23 protein-coding genes and 1 riboswitch are annotated in these 21,696 nt (G+C 72.3%); of the genes, 11 read left to right on the top strand and 12 right to left on the bottom strand.

Going from position 1 to position 21,696, the window contains the following annotated elements:
- Positions 1–289: 289 nt before the first annotated feature.
- The 3 genes from AB0F29_RS04355 to AB0F29_RS04345 form a co-directional block, all read right to left on the bottom strand.
- Positions 290–694: a DUF3040 domain-containing protein gene (locus AB0F29_RS04355; RefSeq protein WP_018957470.1), complete on the bottom strand. Its 405-nt coding sequence runs from the start codon at positions 692–694 to the stop codon at positions 290–292.
- A 247-nt stretch (positions 695–941) separates the two neighbouring features.
- Positions 942–1,700, bottom strand: a complete 759-nt coding sequence (locus AB0F29_RS04350; protein ID WP_361867349.1) for a methyltransferase — start codon at positions 1,698–1,700, stop codon at positions 942–944.
- Between the two features lie 98 nt (positions 1,701–1,798).
- Positions 1,799–2,326: an SAV_6107 family HEPN domain-containing protein gene (locus tag AB0F29_RS04345; protein WP_361867347.1), complete on the bottom strand. Its 528-nt coding sequence runs from the start codon at positions 2,324–2,326 to the stop codon at positions 1,799–1,801.
- Positions 2,327–2,491: 165 nt separating this feature from the next.
- On the opposite strand from AB0F29_RS04345, the gene AB0F29_RS04340 reads away from it, so the two are divergent.
- The 5 genes from AB0F29_RS04340 (at position 2,492) to AB0F29_RS04320 (ending at position 8,143) form a co-directional block, all read left to right on the top strand.
- The gene (locus tag AB0F29_RS04340; protein ID WP_361867346.1) at positions 2,492–3,229 is read left to right on the top strand and encodes an ATP-binding cassette domain-containing protein; all 738 of its coding nucleotides are present in this window, start codon (positions 2,492–2,494) and stop codon (positions 3,227–3,229) included.
- On the top strand, positions 3,222–5,309 hold the full coding sequence (locus AB0F29_RS04335) for a YhgE/Pip domain-containing protein (protein ID WP_361867345.1): 2,088 nt from the start codon (positions 3,222–3,224) through the stop codon (positions 5,307–5,309). The genes AB0F29_RS04340 and AB0F29_RS04335 overlap by 8 nt, the downstream gene beginning before the upstream one ends.
- Before the next feature lie 53 nt (positions 5,310–5,362).
- A complete protein-coding gene (locus tag AB0F29_RS04330) occupies positions 5,363–5,974 on the top strand; it encodes a TetR/AcrR family transcriptional regulator (RefSeq protein ID WP_047176188.1) in 612 nt (203 codons plus the stop codon).
- A 428-nt stretch (positions 5,975–6,402) separates the two neighbouring features.
- Positions 6,403–6,597, top strand: a complete 195-nt coding sequence (locus tag AB0F29_RS04325; RefSeq protein ID WP_361867343.1) for a hypothetical protein — start codon at positions 6,403–6,405, stop codon at positions 6,595–6,597.
- 31 nt (positions 6,598–6,628) lie between these two features.
- Positions 6,629–8,143: an NAD(P)/FAD-dependent oxidoreductase gene (locus AB0F29_RS04320; protein WP_361867342.1), complete on the top strand. Its 1,515-nt coding sequence runs from the start codon at positions 6,629–6,631 to the stop codon at positions 8,141–8,143.
- A 61-nt stretch (positions 8,144–8,204) separates the two neighbouring features.
- Here the strand turns inward: AB0F29_RS04320 and AB0F29_RS04315 are convergent, their stop codons facing one another.
- The 6 genes from AB0F29_RS04315 to AB0F29_RS04290 all read right to left on the bottom strand — a co-directional run bounded on the left by AB0F29_RS04315 (position 8,205) and on the right by AB0F29_RS04290 (position 13,122).
- Positions 8,205–9,110, bottom strand: coding sequence for a hypothetical protein (locus tag AB0F29_RS04315; RefSeq protein WP_361867341.1), 906 nt, complete (start codon positions 9,108–9,110; stop codon positions 8,205–8,207).
- 49 nt (positions 9,111–9,159) lie between these two features.
- Complete coding sequence (metF, locus tag AB0F29_RS04310) at positions 9,160–10,077, bottom strand: methylenetetrahydrofolate reductase [NAD(P)H] (RefSeq protein ID WP_073867604.1); 918 nt, start codon at positions 10,075–10,077, stop codon at positions 9,160–9,162.
- 210 nt (positions 10,078–10,287) lie between these two features.
- Complete coding sequence (gene thiE / locus AB0F29_RS04305; RefSeq protein ID WP_361867339.1) at positions 10,288–10,938, bottom strand: thiamine phosphate synthase; 651 nt, start codon at positions 10,936–10,938, stop codon at positions 10,288–10,290.
- A gap of 76 nt (positions 10,939–11,014) precedes the next feature.
- Complete coding sequence (locus AB0F29_RS04300; protein WP_007451303.1) at positions 11,015–11,380, bottom strand: Rv2175c family DNA-binding protein; 366 nt, start codon at positions 11,378–11,380, stop codon at positions 11,015–11,017.
- 79 nt (positions 11,381–11,459) lie between these two features.
- Positions 11,460–12,701, bottom strand: coding sequence for an FAD-dependent oxidoreductase (locus tag AB0F29_RS04295; protein ID WP_361867337.1), 1,242 nt, complete (start codon positions 12,699–12,701; stop codon positions 11,460–11,462).
- Between the two features lie 79 nt (positions 12,702–12,780).
- Positions 12,781–13,122, bottom strand: coding sequence for a hypothetical protein (locus AB0F29_RS04290; protein ID WP_361867335.1), 342 nt, complete (start codon positions 13,120–13,122; stop codon positions 12,781–12,783).
- A 51-nt stretch (positions 13,123–13,173) separates the two neighbouring features.
- A riboswitch (TPP riboswitch) is annotated at positions 13,174–13,286 on the top strand.
- Between AB0F29_RS04290 and thiO the strand changes: the two genes are divergently transcribed.
- From thiO to AB0F29_RS04265, 5 genes are all read left to right on the top strand, one after another.
- Positions 13,284–14,504: a glycine oxidase ThiO gene (gene thiO / locus AB0F29_RS04285; RefSeq protein WP_361867334.1), complete on the top strand. Its 1,221-nt coding sequence runs from the start codon at positions 13,284–13,286 to the stop codon at positions 14,502–14,504. (Overlaps the previous riboswitch by 3 nt.)
- Positions 14,501–14,767 carry a sulfur carrier protein ThiS gene (gene thiS / locus AB0F29_RS04280; protein WP_361867332.1) on the top strand — a complete coding sequence of 89 codons (267 nt, stop codon included), beginning with the start codon at positions 14,501–14,503 and terminating at the stop codon, positions 14,765–14,767. The genes thiO and thiS overlap by 4 nt, the downstream gene beginning before the upstream one ends.
- Positions 14,768–14,769: 2 nt before the next feature.
- Positions 14,770–15,564, top strand: coding sequence for a thiazole synthase (locus AB0F29_RS04275; RefSeq protein WP_361867330.1), 795 nt, complete (start codon positions 14,770–14,772; stop codon positions 15,562–15,564).
- Positions 15,565–15,697: 133 nt separating this feature from the next.
- Positions 15,698–17,629 carry a Stk1 family PASTA domain-containing Ser/Thr kinase gene (gene pknB / locus AB0F29_RS04270; RefSeq protein WP_361867329.1) on the top strand — a complete coding sequence of 644 codons (1,932 nt, stop codon included), beginning with the start codon at positions 15,698–15,700 and terminating at the stop codon, positions 17,627–17,629.
- A 6-nt stretch (positions 17,630–17,635) separates the two neighbouring features.
- Positions 17,636–18,532 (top strand): deoxyribonuclease IV, encoded by an 897-nt coding sequence (locus tag AB0F29_RS04265; protein ID WP_361867328.1) that lies wholly within the window; start codon positions 17,636–17,638, stop codon positions 18,530–18,532.
- Here the strand turns inward: AB0F29_RS04265 and AB0F29_RS04260 are convergent.
- Positions 18,499–19,131 (bottom strand): sulfite oxidase-like oxidoreductase, encoded by a 633-nt coding sequence (locus AB0F29_RS04260; RefSeq protein WP_361867327.1) that lies wholly within the window; start codon positions 19,129–19,131, stop codon positions 18,499–18,501. The genes AB0F29_RS04265 and AB0F29_RS04260 overlap by 34 nt on opposite strands.
- A gap of 158 nt (positions 19,132–19,289) precedes the next feature.
- Between AB0F29_RS04260 and bfr the strand changes: the two genes are divergently transcribed.
- Entirely contained in the window at positions 19,290–19,769 is a 480-nt protein-coding gene (gene bfr / locus AB0F29_RS04255; RefSeq protein WP_215104479.1) for a bacterioferritin, read from the top strand.
- Positions 19,770–19,817: 48 nt separating this feature from the next.
- Here the strand turns inward: bfr and AB0F29_RS04250 are convergent, their stop codons facing one another.
- Both AB0F29_RS04250 and AB0F29_RS04245 read right to left on the bottom strand, forming a co-directional pair.
- Positions 19,818–20,123, bottom strand: coding sequence for a (2Fe-2S)-binding protein (locus tag AB0F29_RS04250; RefSeq protein ID WP_215104477.1), 306 nt, complete (start codon positions 20,121–20,123; stop codon positions 19,818–19,820).
- A gap of 176 nt (positions 20,124–20,299) precedes the next feature.
- Positions 20,300–21,646 (bottom strand): class II 3-deoxy-7-phosphoheptulonate synthase, encoded by a 1,347-nt coding sequence (locus AB0F29_RS04245; RefSeq protein WP_361867780.1) that lies wholly within the window; start codon positions 21,644–21,646, stop codon positions 20,300–20,302.
- Positions 21,647–21,696: the final 50 nt, after the last annotated feature.

Here is a 21,696-nt window from a genome sequence, read left to right as displayed (position 1 = left end):
CGGCCCTGGCAGGGTCCGGGACCGGAGGCTCAGCGCTGTCGGGTCGGGCAGCGGCGCCACTGCCGGCGGTGCGGTCGGGCAAGCGGCGCCGTGGGCAACGGCTCGCGTGGCGCCGACGGACAACGGCTGAGGGGTGGCCGCAGAGATTGCGGCCACCCCTCACCCATCGGTGTCACGTGCCTTCGCCCGGCCCTGCGGAGAAGAGCAGGACCTGAGTCGTGTCCGCACGGTCTCGTCCGGCCCGCCCGGAGGGCGGACGACGACAACTGTGCGGACACTCCCGAGGCGTCTACTGGCCCTGTTCGTCGCGGCGGCGCTGCCACCGCTGCTCGATGCGGTTCATCATCGACCGGCGTTGTCTCGGTCGGCGGCCTGCGCCGCTGTCCCCGCTGCCTGCGGCAGCCGGCTGTTGCTCACCGGGCTTGGGCGCCTTACGCCATCCGGTGACCGCGAGCACGGCACAGCCGAGCATGACGAGGAACCCCACCACGCTGATCCAGATCTGTTGGGCGACCATTCCGGCCATGAGGAGCGCGATACCCACCAGGAAGCCAGCGACCGCCTGATAGACCCTTTTCCGGGTGTACGTACGCAGTCCGCTTCCCTCGAGCGCTGTCGCGAACTTGGGATCTTCGGCGTACAGCGCTCGCTCCATCTGCTCGAGCATGCGCTGCTCGTGCTCCGAGAGCGGCACGGGATCCTCCTCGTCGTCGGCCGCGGGGGCGACCGGTATGCGGCCCTTCCAGGATAGGCAGGGATTCGCCCCCGTGAAACCCGCCCTCTAGCGCTCAGCCAGTCCGGACCGCTGTGTCGGCTCGGCTGCTGAGGCGTAGATTCCCCGACGACCGATCCGCCATGCCGGATGGTGTCACCCGATCATACGGGGCGTACGCCCGGTACGGGGGTCCTGAGTCCCACTCCGTCCGCGCTTGCGTTGCTGATCAGCGGCGCTTCTCGCCCAGAACGTGGAGCTGGGTGGCGACGGAGTGGAACGCGGGCTGCTCGGCGACCGCCGCTTCGAGCTTGAGGAGCGCCTCCATGGCGCCGGGCTCGGTGTCCACCAGGACGCCCGGCACGAGGTCCGCGAAGACCCGGACCCCGTGCACCGCGGCGATCTCCAGACCGGCCGAGGAGACCAGGCCGGAGAGCTGCTCGGCGGTGAACCTGCGGGGCACCGGGTCCCCCTCGCCCCAACGGCCCGCCGGGTCGGTGAGCGCCTGCCGGGCCTCCGTGAAGTGACCGGCGAGCGCGCGGGCCAGGACGGCTCCGCCCAGGCCGGCGGCCAGCAGGCTGAGCGCACCGGAGGGCCGCAGCGCCTCGACCGCGTTGCGCACGCCCTCGGCGGGCTCGTCGACGTACTCCAGGACGCCGTGGCAGAGCACCGCGTCGAAGCCGTCGCGCTCCACGACGTCGAAGAGACCGAGGATGTCGCCCTGGACTCCCCGGACCCGGTCGGCGACCCCGGCCTCGGCGGCGCGGCGCTCCAGCGCGAAGAGCGCGTTGGGGCTGGGGTCGACGACGGTGACCCGGTGGCCGAGCCGGGCCGCGGGCACGGCGAAGTTGCCGGTGCCGCCGCCGGTGTCCAGAACATCCAGGGCGTCCCTGCCGGTCGCCTTGACCTGACGGTCCAGAGCGTCCTTGAGGACCTCCCAGACCACGGCGGTACGGAGGGAGGCGCGGGGGCGCGGCTGGTCCGACACGGCAGATGACTCCTCGGCAACGTGCCGCCGGGGACGGCGGAGCGTGAACAGTGCGGGTGGTGCGGTGAGCGGTCACCACCCTATTGCCTCGCCCCGGGTCACCCGCCGCCCGGACGCTCCGGGCGTGGTTGCGGGAGCACCGGCTGGAGGACCAGGAGCCGTTCCACCAGGCGCAGGAACATGGCCGCGTCGCGCAGCAGGTCGTCGGCGTCGCGCCCGCTGGCGGCTCCCGGCATGCCGGCCTCCGCACGGGCCCGGCGCAGGGCCCCCGAGGCGAAGAGGGCGCTCCATTCGGTCAGTTCCGGTGCTATCTCCGGGAGGACCTCCCAGGCGCTGCGGATGCGTTCGCGGCGGCGCTTGTTCGTCTCGGGGCGGCCTCGGGCGGCCAGCACGGCCGCCGCGGTGCGCAGGGCGGCGAGGTGCGCGGTGGCGTACCGCTCGTTCGGCTCGTGGAGCACGGCGGCCTCGTCGAGGCCGGAGCGGGCCTTGGCGAGCAGTTCGAGAGCGGCGGGCGGCGCCGTGCTGCGGCGCAGCACGGGGTGGACATCGCCGGCCGGACCGGTCAGTGAGGGGGCAGGGCTGCCTGCGCGGCGCCGCGGGGCGGCGGCTGCGGACGAGCTGGCCATGACGAACCTCCTGTCGTCGTGTGACGGCTTCGTGGCCGTCTGTGTCCATGGTGGCGGGCCCCACTGACAATCGACCTCGATACGCCCCTGAGCTGCCGTTTTGCTTCGAGCGCGCGTTCGGACTACCTTTTTGCACTGACTGGTCAGTTTAAAAGGGGAGGGTCTGTGGAGAGCCCGCACGGCGCGGCTGTCGCCGCCGAGGACTTCGGACTGGAAGGGCCGCGCGGCCGGGTCTTCCAGAACGTGACGTTCAGTGCCGAGCCAGGAACGCTGGTGGCCATCGAGGGACCGTCGGGATCGGGCCGCACCTGCCTGCTGCTCGCCCTGACCGGCCGGATGCGCCCCACCGGGGGCCGCGCCGAGACCGGCGGGCTGCGACTGCCCGAGCAGGCCGCCGCCGTCCGGCGGATCGCCGCCCTGGGCCCGGTCCCGGGCGTCAGCGAGCTGGACCCCGCCTTCACCGTCGCCGAGCACCTGGGCGAGCGCGCCCTCCTCCAGGGCCGCTACGGCGCCTCCCTGCGCACCCTGCTGCGCCCGCGCGCCGAACGCCGGGCCGCGGCCCGGGCCCGGGTCGACGGGGCTCTTGAGGCCGCGGGTCTCGACCTCGCCACGCTGCCCAAGGCGGGGCGCACCTCCGTACGGGATCTGGAGCGTCTTGAGGCGCTGCGGCTGTCCACGGCGCTTGCGCTGATCGGCGAGCCACGGCTGCTCGCCGTCGATGACACCGATCTCAAGCTCTCGGACGCCGAACGCGACCGGGCCTGGGAGCTGCTGCGCGCCGTGGCCGACAGCGGGACGACCGTGCTCGCCGTATGCAGCGAGGCCCCCGGGAACACCCAGGTCGTGCGTACCGCGCCCGTCGCCGAGGAACCCACCACCGATGAGGAGACGGCCGATGCGTAGCCCGAAGCTGGCCGCGCTCGAGTTGAAGCGGTTCGGGCGGGGGAGGCTGCCGGCCGCCGCGCTGGTGGCCCTGCTGCTCCTGCCTCTGCTCTACGGCGCCCTGTACCTGTACTCCTTCTGGGACCCGTACGGGAAGCTCGACAAGCTGCCCGTCGCCCTGGTCAACGACGACAAGGGGGCCACCGACGACGGCAAGCGCGTCGCGGCCGGGGACGAGATCAGCGAGAAGCTGCTCGACTCCAAGGTGTTCGACTGGCACGAGGTCAGCTCGGCCGAGGCCGAGAAGGGCGTCGAGGACGGTACGTATTACCTCTCGCTGACGATGCCGTCGGACTTCAGCAGGAAGATCGCGTCCAGCGGCGGGGACTCCCCCGAGACCGGCGCGCTCCAGGTGCGGACGAACGACGCGAACAACTACATCGTCGGTCAGATCTCCAGGACGGTCTTCGGAGAGGTGCGCGACGCCGCCTCCACGAACGCCTCCCGGTCCTTCCTCGACCGCATCTTCATCAACTTCTCCGATCTGCACGACAAGACCGCCGAGGCGGCCAAGGGCGCCGACGACCTCAAGGGCGGCATCTCGAAGGCGAAGCAGGGTTCCAAGGACCTCGCGGACGGTCTCAAGGACTCCAAGGCGGGCAGCAAGAAGCTCTCCGACGGGATCGTCAAACTGAACCAGGGCTCGCGGGATCTCGCCACGGGCTCCGCCCAGGTGGCCGGCGGCACCCAGGTCCTGGCCGACAAGGTCAACGGGATCGCCGATGACGTTCGCCCCTTCTTCCGGGACAACGGGAAGTCCATCCGCGACACGGCCCGGCTGGTCGCCGACACCTCCGGGGCCGTACGGCACAACCTGGACCTGCTGGTGAAGAGCGCGCCCACCGCCGCCGCCGGAGCCAAGGAGGCGGCCGACGAGCTGGCCGGGATCCACCGCACCCGGTGCGAGGAGGCCGCGGAGCCCGACACCGCGGTCTGCCCTCCGCTGGAGCGCGCGAAGGTCACGGCCGACGACGTGGCGAAGATCGCCGCCGATGTGAACACCCTGGTCACGAACCAGAACGGCGACCTGAAGAAGCTGAGCACCCAGCTGACCGCCTTCCAGAAGCAGGCCGACGACCTCGCGAAGCGCGCGCCGACGCTGGACGACGACCTGGCGTCGGCCGTGGCCAAGGTCAATGAGCTGAACACCGGCGCCCAGAAGGTCGCCAAGGGCGCGCGGGCGCTGCACACCGGACTCGGCGGCGCGCAGACAGGCTCCAGCGACCTGGACACCGGCGTCGGCAAGCTGAAGACCGGCGCGGAGAACCTGGACGGCGGACTCTTCCGGCTCGGCGACGGCTCGACCGAGCTGGCCCGGGGCCTCAACGACGGCGTCGACAAGATCCCGGACTACGACAAGAAGGACCGCGACGCGCGGACCGACGTCATGGCCGACCCCGTCCAGCTGGCCTCCAAGTCGCTGCACGAGGCACCCAATTACGGCACCGGCTTCGCCCCGTACTTCATCCCGCTGTCCCTGTGGGTCGGCGCGATGGTGGCGTACATGCTGATCCACCCGCTCAACAGGCGGGCGCTCGCCGCCGGGGCCTCGTCGTGGCGGATCGCGCTCGCCGGCTGGCTCCCGGTCGCCGCCATCGGCACGCTCCAGGTCGGCGCCCTGATGGCCGTCCTGCACTGGGGTCTCGGCCTCCAGATGACCCACGCCGCCGGAACGATCGGCTTCCTGGCTCTGGTGACCTGCTGCTTCGCCGCGATCGTGCAGTGGCTGAACGCCTGCTTCGGGGCGGCCGGGCGGATCCTGGTGCTGGTGGTGCTGATGCTCCAGCTGACCTCGGCCGGGGGCACCTACCCCGTCCAGACCAGCCCCGGCTTCTTCGGCGCGATCCACCCGTACCTCCCCATGACGTATGTGGTCGAGGGGCTGCGCCGGCTGATCACGGGCGGCCCTCTCGGCCCGGTGTGGCTGGGCTGCGCGGTGCTGGGGGCCTTCACCGTCGGCGCGCTGGCCCTGACCGCGTTCACCGCCCGCCGCAAGCAGGTGTGGAGCCTGAGCCGGCTGCACCCGGAGCTGAGCCTGTGAGCGGGCCAGGAGCCGCGCCTGCGAGCTCGGCGGGGCCTGAAAGAATCGGCCTCATGGAAAGCAGTGGCACCACGCGCCGCCAGGCCACCCGGCAGAAGCTCTACGAGGCGGCGGTGACGCTCATCGCCGAGAAGGGGTTCTCGGCGACCACCGTCGACGAGATCGCCGAGCGGGCCGGGGTCGCCAAGGGCACGGTCTACTACAACTTCAAGAGCAAGACCGAGCTGTTCGAGGAGCTGCTCCGGCACGGCGTGGGGCTGCTCACGGCCTCGCTGCGGGCCGCGGCCGAGGAGTCCGAGGAGCGCGGCGGCACCCGGGTCGAAGCGCTGGACGCGATGATCCGGGCCGGGCTCGCCTTCATCGACCGCTACCCGGCCTTCACCCAGCTGTACGTGGCCGAGCTCTGGCGCACCAACCGCGCCTGGCAGTCCACGCTGCTGGTGGTACGTCAGGAGGCCGTCGCGGTCGTCGAGGACGTGCTGCGGGAGGCCGTGGACAGCGGTGAGCTGAGCGAGGAGATCGACATCCCGCTGACGGCCGCCGCGCTGGTCGGAATGGTGCTGGTGGCGGCGCTGGACTGGCAGGCGTTCCAGCCGGAGCGCTCGATCGACGAGGTCCACTCTGCGCTGTCCCTGCTGCTGCACGGGCGGGTCAGCGGGCACTGAGGCCGGCCGGGCGCACCGGGTCCTGGGCGTTCCGGCCGTCCGGGTCCGGGTCCGGGTCCGGGTCCGGGTCCGGGTCCGGAAAACGTACCGGGAAAGCCGAAGACGCCGGCCGCTGACGTTCGCATCCCCCGCGAACCTCACCGGACCGGCGTCTTCCGTGCTTCCGGAAACCCGTTCCCCGTGACCCCGTGTCCCCCGTGGTCCCCAGGTCTCCGTCGTGCACCCCCGTTGCGTCGGGGGAACCGCGCCGTTCCGCCGCCCCGTGCCGGCGGTCCTGGCGCAGCGCCCCTTCCGTGGTCATCACTCTGCCGTCCCCGCAGGTGGGGGCCTATCCGCGAAGCTACTCATCTCCGTCCCTGAGTACGGATACTCAGGGCCCCGCGCCGAACCCCATCCGGGTCCCGCGCGGGGTCGTCGCGATCGCCTGCGTGTCGGTCATCCCCCTGGTGTTCACCAGCGGCTGGGTGGCCGCCGTGATCGCGGCCGTGCCGCTGGTGCTCGGCATCGTCACCGTGCTCTTCCTCGCCTCGCGGATCCGCCGCTTCCCGCGCCGCCGGGCCCAGGGCAGGGCCGCGAGGAGAGAAGCCTCGCCGGAGAGGTCGTGCCCCCGGCCTCCCGGCTGAGCTGTCGGCGCCGGTCGATAAAGTCACCGGCATGGCACGAATTGCGGTGATCGGCGCCGGGACGGGCGCGATGGCGGCGGCCGCCCGGCTGGCCGTGGCGGGCGAGACGGTGACGGTCTACGAGCGGTCCGCGAGTTACGGCGGCGCGCTCGGCCGCCATGAGCACGAGGGCTTCGTCTTCGACACCGGGCCCGGGCTGCTGCATCTCCCCGCCGTCCAGCGGGACCTCTTCGTGAAGACCGGCAAGGAGTCGCTGGAGCGGTCCGTGACCCTGACACAGGTCGATCCGGCGAGCCGCCATCTCTTCGCGGACGGCACGGCCGTGTCCCTGCCCAACGCCTCCCGGGCCGGCGTGGCCACCGCCCTCGACGACGCCCTCGGTACGGGCGCCGGGGCACGCTGGAGCGACTTCATGGACCGGGCCCGGGACGCCTGGGACCGTTCGCGGCGGCCGCTCCTGGAGGAGCCCCTGCGGGCGGACCACCAGGTGCTGGGGCGCGATCCGTATCCGGCGGTGCGCCGGCGCCGCCTGCTGCGCGGTTCCCGGCAGGCGGCCACGGTCGCGGAGATCGGCGCGTGGGAGCTGGCGGACGCCCGTCTCGCCGCGCTGCTCGACGGGTACGCGCTGTCCCACGGCCTCGACCCGCGCACCGCCCCCGCGAGCGCCGCGCTGCTGCCGTACATGGAGCAGACCTTCGGCAGCTGGTACGTGATGGGCGGGATGCGCGAGCTGGCGCGGGCGGTGTACGAGCGGTGCGTGGCCCGCAGGGTGCGGTTCGTCTTCGGGGCCGAGGTGGTCCGGGTCGTCGATAAGGACGGCCGGGCGGCGGGTGTGGAGCTGGCGGACGGTGAGGTGGCCGAGGCGGACCGGGTGGTGCTCGGGGTCCGGCCGCGCCCGGGTCTGGTGCCGGGTCAGCAGGTGTGGGGCGGAGGCGATGTGACGGTCCGACCGGGCTCCGGCGCGGGCGCGGCGGGCCGGTTCACGGTGCTGCTGTCGCTGCGCGGGGCCCGGGAGGCGGACGCCGTGCACCGGACCGTGGTGCACGGCGCCGACGGGGCGGCGGAGCAGGAGGCGGTGTTCGGGGGGCGGGTCGCCGGGAGCCCCATGGTGACGGTGCTGCGCCCCGACGATCCGGCGACCCGTCCGGACGCGGAGCACGAGGCGGTGACGCTCACCGCGACGGTGGCTCCGCAGGGGCCGGTCGACTGGCGGGACGCCGGGGTGCGGCAGCGGTTCGCCGAGGTCCTGGTGGAGCGGGCGACGGCGGCCGTCCCCGGGCTGCGGGAGCGGATCCTGCACACCGAGGTCCGCACGCCCGCGGAGACCGAGGACGGGACGGGGGCCGAGGGCGGTGCGGTGCCGCCGCCCGCGCTGGCCGGGGCCGGCGGAGCGTATCTGCACCCGGGCAACCTCACGCGGCTGCCGGGGCTGTATCTCGTCGGCGGCTGGTCGCACCCGGGCGGCGGGCTGGCGCACGCCGGGATGTCGGGGACGCTGGTGGCCGGGCTGGTCGTGGAGGGCGACGCGTTCCGCGGCTCACGCTGATCGGGAGGGGGCTGCGCGTGTGCCGCTGCCGAAGCGTCCCTCCCCCGGCAGCGGCGCGGCCTCAGTAGCGGTACTGCTCGTTCGGGCCGGTGTCGTAGCCGTTGCCGTTGGCGTACGGAGCGGGCGTCGCGGGCTGCTCCGGCGGCATCGGGGGGTACTGCTCGGTGTCGCGCTGCTGCGGGACCCAGACGCCGCCGGGCGGGGTGTCGGCGACGTAGCCCTGGGCGTAGGGGTCGGGGTGGCTCTGCTGCCCGCCCTGGCTGTCGTAGCCGTCGCCGCCATGACCGTAGGCGTCGTGACCGCCGTAGGAGGGGGCTCCGTTGGTGGTGCCGATGTACGGGTCGGAGTAGGCGGCGTAGCTCTGCGGGTCGGTGCCGTAGTCGTAGGTCCCGGCGTAGGGGTCCTGGGCCGGGGGCTGTTCGTAGCCGGTGTACGGGTCGTACGCGGCGTACTGCGGCTGGGCCGAGGGGTCGGCCTCGTGGCCGTGGTCCTGTCGGGCGCTGCCGTTCGCGTCGTAGCCCGTGTTCCCGTACACGCCGTACTGGCCGGTGTCGTCGGGCAGGGGCTGCGGTTCGTAGACGGACTGGGCGGGCGGGCCGGCCGGGGGCTGGTCGTACCCGGGTCCCGTGACCTCCAGGTCCGAGACCTCCAGCGTGGGCTCCTTCACGGCGGCGCCCTCGCTGCCGGCCCTGCGGCGACGGCTCTCCCCCGGACTGCCGCCTATGGCCCAGCCGGTGGAGAAGCCGCGCCGGAAGGACAGCGTCACAAAGGTCTGGCCGGTGGCGAAGGCCAGCGTCCCGACGACGATGACCGGAACGGAGGCCAGCAGCACCCCGACCACCACGCCGAGGAAGCCGCCGAAGGCGAGGAGCCGCCAGCGCAGTCGTGCCTTGTACTGCAACAGCACCTCGCCGAGCAGCCACAGGGCCACCAGACCGAAAGCGATGTAGAGGACCGTCCAGCCCACGCCCGCCCCCTCCTTCGGCCGTAGCCGCGTCGGCGGCGGGTACGACCGGTCACGACTGCTTGTGCAGTCCGAGTTTTTCGTAGATTTCGAGCGTAGCCGTCGAGTTGTTGAGCGTGATGAAGTGCAGTCCGGGCACACCCTCGGACAGCAGCTTCGCGCAGAACTCCGTTGCGAACTCGATGCCAATGGAGCGTACAGCGGCTGGATCGTCCTTGGCTGCGAGGATGCGCTCTTTCAGCGACGCGGGCACGGTCGCGTTGCTGAGCTGGGAGAACTTTTCCAGTTGCTTCACGCTGGTAAGGGGCATGACCTCGGGGATCACCGGCGTTTCGCAACCCGCGGCGACCACACGGTCACGCATCCGGAGATAGTCCTCCGGACGGAAGAACATCTGGGTGATCGCATAATCCGCGCCCGCCCGGCACTTGTCCACGAAATGACCGATGTCCGTCTCCCAGTCGGACGACCGGGGGTGCATTTCGGGAAATGCCGCCACGCCGACGCAGAAGTCGCCCGACTCCTTGATGAGACGGACCAGGTCGGCGGCGTACTTCACCCCCTGCGGGTGCTCGACCCACTCGCCCATCGGATCGCCCGGCGGGTCGCCGCGGACCGCGAGGATGTTCCTGATGCCCGCGTCGGCGTACTGCCCGACCATGTTGCGCAGCTCGGCGACGGAGTGGTTCACCGCGGTGAGGTGGGCGACCGGGGTGAGGGTGGAGTCGGCGGCGATCTGCTGGGTGGCCCGGACCGTCCCGGCGCGGGTGGAACCGCCGGCGCCGTACGTCACGGAGACGAAGCTGGGACGGACCGCCTCGACGCGCCGGAGCGCGTTCCAGAGGTTCCGCTCGCCCTTCTCCGTCTTGGGCGCCCAGAACTCGAAGGAGTACGACGTCTTGCCGGTCGCTAGCAGGTCACGCACGGTGCGCGCGTGATCCGTCCTGGTGGAGGGTGTGCCAAGGGCCATAGGGGGAGGTTAACCAGGCGGTGGACGCTCCCCCAACCGCAGCAACCGACTTTGTCTCGTTTTGCCGGACTGTTGTCCAGCCCTCGGACAAGTGAGACGGGAGGTTCCGCGTCGGCGCGCAAGCCGACAGATGCGTCGGTACGCGGGCCGGCATGCGGGGCGGCGCGACGGTCGGCGCGCTGATCGGCGCGCTGATCGGCGCGCGGAGAATCAGAGCGCGCGGGCCCTGACGCGTCGGGCCAGCTCGGCGGTGGCGGCGGCGGGATCGTCGGCCGCGGTGATGGCCCGGACGACGACGACACGGCGGGCTCCGGCGTCCAGCACCTGGTCCAGATTGCCCGCGTCGATCCCGCCGATCGCGAACCAGGGCCGTGACCCGCCGAGGGAGGCGGTGTAGCGCACGAGGCCGAGGCCGGGGGCGTGGCGGCCGGGCTTGGTGGGAGTGGGCCAGCAGGGGCCGGTGCAGAAGTAGTCCACACCCTCCTGGGCGAGCGCCGCGTCGACCTCGGCCTCGGCGTGCGTGGAGCGGCCGATCAGGCGGTCGGCGCCGATGATCGCCCGGGCGGCGGGGACCGGGAGGTCGCCCTGGCCGAGGTGGAGCACGTCGGCGTCGATGGCGTGGGCGACGTCGGCGCGGTCGTTCACCGCGAGGAGCTTGCCGTGCCGGCGGCAGGCGTCGGCGAACACGGCGAGGTGCTCCAGCTCCTCGGCGGCCTCCATGCCCTTGTCCCGGAGCTGGACGATGTCGACGCCGGCGGCGAGCACCGCGTCCAGGAAGGCGGGGAGGTCACCCTGGCGCTTGCGGGCGTCCGTGCACAGGTAGAGCCGGGCATCGGACAGCTGCTCGCGAGGCGTGGACATGGGTGGGCTCCCCCGTGGTCGTGACGGTGCACGGGCCGCGCCGGGCGGCCCGTGCACCGTTTTCCGTCGTATCGGTTCAGACGGCGAGCGCCTGGGCGCGGCGCTTCACCTCCGTACCGCGATTCTCGCTCAGCGCCTGCGCGGGGGTGCCGGGCAGGGTCGGGTCGGGAGTGAAGAGCCACTCCAGCATCTCTTCGTCGGAATAGCCGTCGTCCCTCAGGAGGGTCAGGGTGCCGGAGAGGCCCTTGACCACCTTGTCGCCGTCGATGAAGGCGGCGGGCACCTGGAGCGCCCGGTTCTCACCACGGCGTACGGCGATGAGCTGGCCATCCCTGACCAGCTGCCGTACGCGCGTCACCTGGACATCGAGCATTTCCGCGATGTCGGGAAGGTGGAGCCAGGCGGGGACGAGAGCATCGGTCTTTGCGTCAATCTCGGTCACAGGGACAAGCGTGCCATCCCGGACCGACAGCCGGTAGCCGGGCCGACCGTACGGGGCGGCCCGGCGGGTCGCCGGTCCGTCACAGGGCGGCGGACTTCAGCGGTGCGGCGGGGTCGGCCACCTTCTCCGGGTCGAGGGCGGCCCCCGACTCGATGAGCCTGCGGCCCTGGGCGAGGTCGCGCGGGCGGCCCACGGCGAGCACGGCCGCCAGCGCGCCGTCGCGCAGCCAGCACACCGACCAGGCGGTGTCCGCCCCGTCGCCGCGCCACACCAGGGTGTCGGCGTCGGCGTGGTGGCCGGCGTACTGCACGAAGCGGCCGAACTGCTCGGACCAGAAGTACGGGACGGGGTCGTAGACGGGGAGCGGCTCCCCGGCCTGTACGGCCATGATCGCGGCAGCCGCGGTGCGTGGGCCCTGGAGGGCGTTGTCCCAGTGGTGGACCAGCAGGCGTGTCCCGTAGCGGGCGGAGGGGAAGGAGGCGCAGTCCCCGACCGCGTACACATCGGGCAGCGAGGTACGCAGGGCGCTGTCGGCGGTGACCGAGCCGTCCGGGCCGAGCGCGACCCCGGAGCCGGCGAGCCAGCGGGTGGCGGGGCGCGCGCCGATGCCGACGACCACGGCCCCGGCGGGCAGGACCCGGCCGTCGTCGAGGACGACGGCCCCCTCCTCGACGCGGTCGACCCGGGCGCCGGTGAGGAGTTCGGCGCCGCTGTCGGCGTACCAGGCGGTCATCGGGGCGGCCACCTCGGCGGGCAGGGTGCCCGCGAGCGGGCGGGCGGCGGCCTCGACGACGGTGACGGCGCAGCCCGCGGCGCGGGCGGCGGTGGCGAACTCCGCGCCGATCCAGCCCGCCCCGACGACGACCACGTCGTGCTGCCGGTCCAGGACGGGCCGCAGCCGGGCGGCGTCGTCGAGGGTGCGCAGCAGGTGGACGCCGGGCACGCCCTCGGCGCCGGGCAGGGTCATGGGCTCCGCGCCGGTCGCGAGGACCAGGGCGTCGTAGGACACCGGCCCGTCGGCGGTGTCCAGCACATGGTCGGCGGCGCGCAGGGCGGTGACGTCCAGGCCGAGGCGCAGGGTGATGTCCAAGGCCTCGAAGTCGACGTCGAAGGCGGAGTCCTCGGCCTTGCCCAGCAGGACGGCCTTGGACAACGGCGGCCGGTCGTAGGGCTGGTGGGGTTCGGCGCCGATCAGGGTGACGGGCCCGGTGAAGCCCGCCTCGCGCAGGGCCACGGCGCTCTGCACGCCCGCCATGCCCGCCCCGACGACCACGACGTGCCGTGCCTGCCGCGCCGTCCGCTGTTCCGTCTGCTCGCTCACCCGTCCACCTTAATCATCTGACAGGTCGTCAGGTAAGGGGGTGGCGGGAAGGAACCCAGGAAGGAACCCGGCAGGGAGCTCAGGAAGGAAGCTGTTCCACCACGCTGGTGCCGCTGCCCTCCTGGGACTCCCAGGCCCACCGCTCCTCCAGCCGCACCCGGCCGTCGGCGAGGTCGACGACCGTGGAGAGGCAGTGCCCGGACGAGGTCGTTCCGTCCCGCTTGAGCTGCACGTAGCGGAAGTCCAGCGCGTCCCCGTCGCGGGTGCCGACGAGATGACCGCGGACCACGTCGCCGCCCGCGTACTCGGCCCAGATCCGGCCGTCCAGCTCGTGGTACGTGAAGCGGGTGCGGGTGCCGACCTGGCCCGGGGCCTGGTCGGCGACGGGTGACAGGACGAGTCCGTCGAGCGAACGGGCCATGGCGGGCGCTCCTCTACTGGCCGGGGGCGGCGGGGTTTAGGGTGGCCAAGGTAGAACACTCGCGGGAGCCCGGACGCACCGGGCTGAGAGGGAGGCTGGCCGGCCTCCGACCGTACGAACCTGCTCCGGGTCATGCCGGCGAAGGGAGGGGCTGGACACCCATGCGCGTCTCGGAGAGAAGCTCCGGATCCGATGTCCTCGTCAAGAGAGGCCCCGGATCCGACGTCCTCGTCATCGGGGGCGGAATCATCGGCCTGGTCACGGCGTGGCGGGCCGCCCAGCGGGGGCTGCGCGTCACGGTCGCGGACCCGGAACCGGGCGGCGGCGCCGCCCAGGTCGCGGCGGGCATGCTGGCCGCCGTCACCGAACTGCACTACGGCGAGCAGATGCTGCTCGGGCTCAACCTCGCCTCCGCCGCCCGCTATCCCTCGTTCGTCGCCGAGCTGGAGGAGGCGAGCGGCCGGGACACCGGCTTCCGGACCTGCGGCACGCTCGCCGTCGCACTGGACTCCGACGACCGGGCGCATCTGCGCGAACTGCACACCCTCCAGGAGCGTTCGGGCCTGGAGTCGGTCTGGCTGAGCGGCCGTGAGTGCCGCCGCCTGGAGCCGATGCTGGCCCCGGGCGTCCGCGGCGGCCTCCGGGTCGACGGCGACCACCAGGTGGATCCCCGCCGCCTCGCCGCGGCGCTGCTGACCGCGTGCGAACGGGCCGGGGTCGCGTTCCGCCGGACGACCGCCGAGCGGCTCACCGTCGCCGGGGGCCGGGCCGCCGGGGCGCTGCTCGGCGACGGTACGGAGTTCGCGGCCGATCAGGTCGTGCTCGCCGCGGGCAGTCTCAGCGGCCGGCTCGCCGGGCTCCCGCCGGAGCTCCTCCCGCCGGTCCGCCCGGTCAAGGGCCAGGTGCTCCGGCTCACCGTGCCCCGGGCGTACGCCCCCTTCCTCAGCCGCACCGTGCGCGCCGTGGTCCGGGGCGGTCACGTCTACCTCGTGCCGCGCGAGAACGGCGAGCTGGTCGTCGGCGCCACCAGCGAGGAGATGGGCTGGGACACGACCGTCACCGCCGGCGGGGTGTACGAGTTGCTGCGCGACGCCCACGAGCTGGTACCGGGCATCACCGAGCTGCCGCTCACCGAGACCCGGGCCGGTCTGCGTCCCGCTTCGCCCGACAACGCCCCACTGCTCGGCCCGACCGCCCTGCCCGGTCTGCTGCTCGCCACCGGCCACCACCGCAACGGCGTCCTGCTGACGCCCGTCACCGGGGACGCGATGGCTGACGTCCTGACCACCGGCGAGCTGCCCGAGACGGCCCGCCCCTTCACCCCCGGCCGTTTCGAGACCGCCGCCCTCGCCGCCCCCGTACTCCAGGAGCAGCCCGTATGACCCAGCAGCACGCCGTACCGGATTCCGGCGCCACCGTCTCCGTACCGGTGTCCGCCGCCACCGTCGCCGTCTCGGTGAACGGGGACGTCCGCGCCGTTCCCGCCGGGACGGATCTGGACGCCCTCGTCGCCACGCTGACCCCGGCCCGCTCCGGGGTCGCCGCCGCCGTCAACGAGAGCGTCGTCCCGCGCGGCCAGTGGGCCGCGACGACGCTCGGCGAGGGCGACCGCGTCGAGGTCCTGACCGCCGTCCAGGGAGGCTGAACATGTCCGACGACGTCTTCACGCTGGGGCCCACCACGTATGGCTCCCGGCTGATCATGGGCACCGGCGGGGCCCCGAGCCTGGAGGTGCTGGAGCGCTCGCTGATCGCGTCCGGCACCGAGCTGACCACGGTCGCGATGCGCCGGCTGGACCCGACCGTGCGGGGTTCGGTGCTCTCGGTGCTGGAGCGGCTCTCCATCCAGGTCCTGCCGAACACCGCCGGCTGCTTCACCGCGGGCGAGGCGGTGCTGACCGCCCGGCTGGCCAGGGAGGCGCTCGGCACCGACTGGGTGAAGCTGGAGGTGGTGGCCGACGAGCGGACCCTCCTCCCCGATCCGATCGAGCTGCTGGACGCGGCCGAGGTCCTGGTCGACGACGGATTCACCGTGCTGCCCTACACCAACGACGATCCGGTCCTGGCCCGGAAGCTGGAGGACGTGGGGTGTGCGGCGATCATGCCGCTCGGCTCCCCCATCGGCTCCGGGCTCGGCATCCGCAACCCGCACAACTTCGAGCTGATCGTCGAGCGGGCCGGGGTGCCGGTGATCCTCGACGCGGGGGCCGGGACCGCCTCGGACGCGGCGCAGGCGATGGAGCTGGGGTGCGCCGCTGTAATGCTCGCCTCGGCGGTGACCCGGGCCCAGGAGCCGGAGCTGATGGCGGGTGCGATGCGTCACGCGGTGGAGGGCGGGCGGCTCGCGTACCGGGCGGGCCGGATTCCGCGCCGTCACTTCGCCCAGGCCTCGTCCCCGGTGGACGGCCGGGCGACGCTGGACCCGGAGCGGCCCGCGTTCTGAGCGCCGGTACGTGTTCGGGGGCGCCGCCCCCGAACCCCCGCTCCTCAATCGCCGGAGGGGCTTGAATCGCGGAACGGCCCCGGCAACGCCCTCGCCCGTCCGGGGTGTCGGCGGCGGCTCGTAGACTCTCGGGGTGGACACGACCCTCCAGGACCCTCTCGTCGGGCAGCTGCTCGACGGCCGGTATCGCGTTGAGGCGCGCATCGCCGTCGGCGGGATGGCCACGGTCTACCGGGCCGTGGACACCCGCCTGGACCGGGTGCTCGCCCTCAAGGTGATGCACCCGGCGCTCGCCGCCGACGTCTCGTTCGTCGAGCGCTTCATCCGTGAGGCCAAGTCGGTGGCCCGCCTGGCGCACCCCAATGTCGTCGCGGTCTTCGACCAGGGCGCCGAGGGCGCGTATGTCTACCTCGCGATGGAGTACGTGGCGGGCTGCACCCTGCGCGACGTGCTGCGCGAGCGCGGGGCCCTGCAGCCCCGGGCGGCGCTGGACATCCTGGAGCCGGTCCTCGCGGCGCTCGGCGCCGCGCACCGGGCCGGGTTCGTGCACCGCGACATGAAGCCGGAGAACGTCCTGATAGGGGACGACGGCCGGGTGAAGGTCGCCGACTTCGGCCTGGTCAGGGCGGTCGGCACGGCCACCGACACGACCGGCTCGCTGCTGGGCACGGTGTCCTACCTGGCCCCCGAGCAGATCGAGCACGGCAGCGCCGACACCCGCAGCGATGTGTACGCCTGCGGGGTCGTGCTCTACGAGATGCTGACCGGCGTCAAGCCGCACACCGGGGAGAACGCCGCCCAGGTCATCTACCGGCACCTCAACTCCGACGTCCCGGCCCCGTCCGCCGTCGTGCCGGGGCTCCCTGTCGCGCTGGACAGCCTGGTGGCGAGCGCGACCGCCCGCAATCCCGAGGTGCGCCCGCACGACGCGGTGCTGCTGCTGGCCGAGGCGCGTGAGGCCCGTGCCACGCTGACCGACGCCGAGCTGGACGCCGTACCGCCGGGGGCCCTGTCGGATGCCCATGACGGCGCGGACGACCGTACGAGCGTGATCCCGCGGGCCCTCCCGGCGGACGGCGACGGGGCCGGAGTACACCGCACCAGCCGGCTGGTGATGCCGCCCGCGGACCCTGCCGCTCCCCGGCGCGCGACCGGCCGTCGCGGCCCGTTCGGCGGGCCGCACCGCAAGCTGATCATGGCGCTCACCGCCGTCCTGCTGACGCTGGGCATCGGGACGGGCGTCTGGTACATCAACTCCGGGCAGTTCACCCAGGTCCCCTCGCTGCTGGGCCAGACCCAGCAGACCGCCGAGAAGCGGCTCTCCGACGAGGGGCTCGGGCTCAAGGGCGTGGAGCGGGTCTTCAGCGACACCGTCGAACGGGGCTCGGTCGTGAGCAGCGACCCTGCCTCGGGTGACCGGATCCGGGGCAACGGCTCGGTGAAGCTCGTCGTCTCGCGGGGTCCGGAGATCGTGCGGGTGCCCGATGTGGTGGGCCGCTCCCTCGCGGACGCCCGGCGCTCTTTGAAGAAGGTGGGCCTGGCCCCCGGGATGGTGACCAGGGAGTTCAGCGAGGACGTGGACCGCGGCGAGGTGATCCGCACGGATCCCCGCGCGGGCACCGACCGCACCCCGGACACGGCCGTGGCGCTCGTCGTCAGCAAGGGCGCCCCGATCGACGTCCCGGACGTCACCGGGCTCTCCGCCGAGGAGGCCGCCGCCGAGCTGGCGGCCGAGGGGCTGAAGCCCGAGGTGCTGCCGGGCCGGGTCCACTCCGCCGAGGCCGAGGGCGATGTGGCCGAGCAGTCCCCCGGCGGAGGGGCCGAGGCCGCCGAGGGCGACACGATCGAGCTGACCGTCTCCAAGGGCCCCCGGATGCTGGACGTCCCGGACGTCACCGGCCGGGACGTCGACGAGGCGCGGAGCACCCTGGAGGAGGCGGGCTTCGACGTGAAGGTCGACCGGCCGTTCCTCTCCTTCGGCGACACGATCGCGAGCCAGTCCGTGGACGGCGGTGAGCAGGCCCCCGAGGGGTCCACGATCACGATCAAGACCAAGGGGTTCTAGAACCAGATGCACGCTCTGCGCAACCCGGTGGGTGGACACGTCCCGGTGGCCGGCGGTCTGGCCAAGGTCGGCCTGGAGTACGCCCGGGAGCTGGCGGCGGAGACCGTGCAGGTCTTCGTGGCCAATCCGCGCGGCTGGGCCACGCCCGCCGGGAACCCGGCGCAGGACGAGCTGTTCCGGGCCGCGTGTGCGGCGGAATCGATCCCGGCGTACGTCCACGCCCCGTATCTGATCAACTTCGGCTCGGGCACCGAGGCGACGGTCGAGAAGTCCGTGGAGTCCCTGCGCCACTCACTGCGGCGGGCCCGCGAGATCGGCGCGCTGGGCGTGGTGGTGCACACCGGTTCGGCGACCGGCGGACGGCCGCGCGCCGAGGCGCTGGCCCAGGTGCGCGAGCACATGCGCCCGCTGCTGGACGAGCTGACCCACGACGACTCCCCGGATCTGCTGCTGGAGTCGACGGCCGGCCAGGGCTTCTCGCTCTGCTCGCGGACCTGGGACTTCGGTCCGTACTTCGAGGCGCTGGACTCCCACCCGAAGCTGGGCGTCTGCCTGGACACCTGCCACATCTACGCCGCCGGGCACGATCTGGCCGGCCCCTCGGGGATGCGGCAGACGCTCGACCTGCTGGTGGACACGGTCGGCGAGGGGCGGCTCAAGCTGATCCACGCCAACGACTCCAAGGACGTCGTGGGCGCCCACAAGGACCGGCACGAGAACATCGGCGCCGGTCACATCGGGGTGGAGCCCTTCCGGGAGCTGCTCGCGCATCCGGCGACCGAAGGCGTGCCGCTGGTCATCGAGACGCCCGGCGGCAGGGACGGGCACGCGGCGGACGTGGCCCGGCTGAAAGGGCTACGGGAGACGGGTCAGAGCTCGGGGCCGTCGCCGGGCTCCTCCTGATAGGAGTAGCGCTGCTCGCCCCAGGGGTCGCCGATGTTGTGGTAGCCCCGCTCCTCCCAGAATCCGCGCCGGTCCGCCGTCATGTACTCGATGCCCCGGACCCATTTGGGGCCTTTCCAGGCATACCGGTGCGGGACGACGAGGCGGAGTGGGAAGCCGTGCTCGGCGGTGAGGAGTTCGCCGTCCTTGTGGGTGGCGAACAGGGTGCGCTCGGAGGCGAAGTCGTCGAGGCGCAGGTTCGACGAGAAGCCGTACTCCGCCCAGACCATCACATGGGTGGCGTCGGGGGCGGGCGGTGCCAGTTCGAGGACCGTACGGGCGGGGATTCCGCCCCATTCGGCGCCGATCATGCTGAACTTCGTCACGCAGTGCAGATCGGCGACGACCGAGGAGAACGGCAACGCCGAGAACTCCTGGTGGTTCCAGCAGTGCTTGTCACCGTCGGCGGTGGCCCCGAAGACCCGGAACTCCCAGCGGTCGGGCTTGAACTTGGGAACGGGCCCGTAGTGGGTGACCGGCCATCCGCGTTGCAGCCGCTGTCCCGGCGGAAGCTCGGACTGCTCTGTCTCGCGGTTTTCCCGGCTTTCCGGCTGACCCATGCCTCCATGGTGACAGACAGGCAGGGGTGGTCATGACCAGGGGAGTATCCCATCGGGGCAACTCGTACTAAGCGTGCACTTACTGGACGGCCGCCGGGCGCGGTGCGAGGATCTCGCCAACTCGCCAGATCGATCACCGGTTGGAAGGAGCCTTTGCCATGCAGGGCGACCCCGAGGTCCTTGAGTTTCTCAATGAGCAGCTGACCGCCGAATTGACTGCCATCAACCAGTACTTCCTGCACGCCAAGATGCAGGACAACTTCGGGTGGACGAAGCTCGCCAAATACACCCGGGCCGAGTCCTTCGACGAGATGAAGCACGCCGAGATCCTCACCGACCGGATCCTGTTCCTCGAAGGGCTGCCGAACTACCAGCGGCTCTTCCATGTGCGGGTGGGCCAGACGGTCACCGAGATGTTCCAGGCGGACCGCCAGGTCGAGGTGGAGGCGATCGACCGCCTCAAGCGCGGTATCGAGGTGATGCGCGGCAAGGGCGACATCACGTCCGCGAACATCTTCGAGTCGATCCTGGCGGACGAGGAGCACCACATCGACTATCTCGACACCCAGCTGGAGCTGGTCGAGAAGCTCGGTGAGCCGCTCTACATCGCCCAGCTGATCGAGCAGCCGGAGAGCTGACCGGGGCCGAATCCGGGTCGGAGGCTGTTCGCGGGGCGTGCGGGGCGGTCAGGCGGCGTCGGAGAGCGTCACGTCGCGGATCGCGCCGATGGCGGCTGCCGCGGCGGCCGATGCCGCGACGGTCGCGGCGACCGGGTGCGCGAGGGAGGCGGTCGCGGGTTCCTGCCGCTGGTCGAGCAGCTCACGGCGGGGGCAGTCGCCCCGGCCCAGCAGCGCCTGGATGCGGCGTACACATCCACCGCAGTCCGTCCCGGCCTTGCAGGCCGAGGCGATCTGGCGGGGTGTGCAGGCTCCGGCGTCCGCATGCTTCTTTACCTGTGCTTCCGTGATGCCGAAGCAGGAACAGACGTACATGCGGTTCACCTCCCTGCGGGTCGGTCACGGGCGCCGCTCCGATTTCCACGGTGAGGCTAACCTAACCTTACCCGCCGCTCAACCGGCGTAAAAGCCCGGATACGCCTGTGGGGCACGGATCACATGGATCCGTGCCCCACAGGTGCGACTGCCGGGAACCCTCCCGGCCCGCCGGACTACTGGTCGCGGTACATCTCGGCGACGAGGAAGGCCAGGTCGAGGGATTGGCTGCGGTTGAGCCGGGGGTCGCAGGCCGTCTCGTAGCGCTGGTGCAGGTCGTCCACGAAGATCTCGTGGCCGCCGCCCACGCACTCGGTGACGTCGTCGCCGGTCAGCTCCACGTGGATGCCGCCCGGGTGGGTGCCGAGGCCCTTGTGGACCTCGAAGAAGCCCTTGACCTCGTCCAGGACGTCGTCGAAGCGGCGCGTCTTGTGGCCGGAGGCGGCCTCGAAGGTGTTGCCGTGCATCGGGTCGGTCACCCAGGCGACGGTCGCGCCGGAGGCGGTGACCTTCTCGACCAGCTCGGGGAGCTTGTCGCGGACCTTGTCGGCGCCCATCCGGACGACGAAGGTCAGCCGTCCCGGCTCGCGCTCCGGGTCGAGGCGGTCGACGTAGCCGAGCGCCTCGTCGACCGTGGTCGTCGGGCCGAGCTTGATGCCGATCGGGTTGCGGATCCGGGCGGCGAACTCGATGTGCGCGCCGTCCATCTGGCGGGTGCGCTCACCGATCCAGACCATGTGGGCGGAGGTGTCGTACAGCTCGCCGGTGCGCGAGTCCGTACGGGTCAGCGCCGACTCGTAGTCCAGCAGCAGCGCCTCGTGCGAGGCGTAGAACTCGACCGCCTTGAACTCGGCCGGGTCGGTGCCGCACGCCTTCATGAAGTTCAGCGCGTTGTCGATCTCGCGGGCCAGCGCCTCGTAGCGCTGGCCGGCGGGGGACGACTTCACGAAGTCCTGGTTCCAGGCGTGGACCTGGCGCAGGTCGGCGTAACCGCCGGTGGTGAAGGCGCGCACCAGGTTCAGCGTGGAGGAGGACGCGTGGTACATCTGCTTCAGCCGCGCGGGGTCCGGGATCCGGGCCTCCTCGGTGAAGGCGAAGCCGTTCACCGAGTCGCCGCGGTAGGTCGGCAGGGTCACGCCGTCGCGGGTCTCGGTCGACTTGGAGCGCGGCTTGGAGTACTGGCCCGCGATGCGGCCGACCTTCACCACGGGCACGGAGGCCGCGTAGGTCAGGACGGCGCTCATCTGGAGCAGCGTCTTCAGCTTGGCCCTGATGTGCTCGGCGGACACGGCGTCGAAGGCCTCGGCGCAGTCGCCGCCCTGCAGCAGGAACGCCTCGCCCTTGGCGACGGCTCCCAGGCGGGCGCGCAGCTGGTCGCACTCGCCGGCGAAGACGAGCGGCGGATACGACGCGAGGTCCGCGAGTACATCGCGCAGGGCCTCGGAGTCGGGGTACTCGGGCTGCTGCGCCGCGGGAAGGTCTCGCCAGGTGTTGCCACCGGCGACGGAGGTATTGGCGTTCACGGTCACGAGCACAACATTACGGGGTCGCAAGAGGCGTCCAGCCGTGCGCT

The organism is Streptomyces sp. NPDC026589 (assembly GCF_040638385.1).
Lineage (GTDB): Bacteria > Actinomycetota > Actinomycetes > Streptomycetales > Streptomycetaceae > Streptomyces.
Note: the sequence above shows the minus strand (reverse complement) of the source record. Positions and strands in the feature narration are given on the sequence as shown.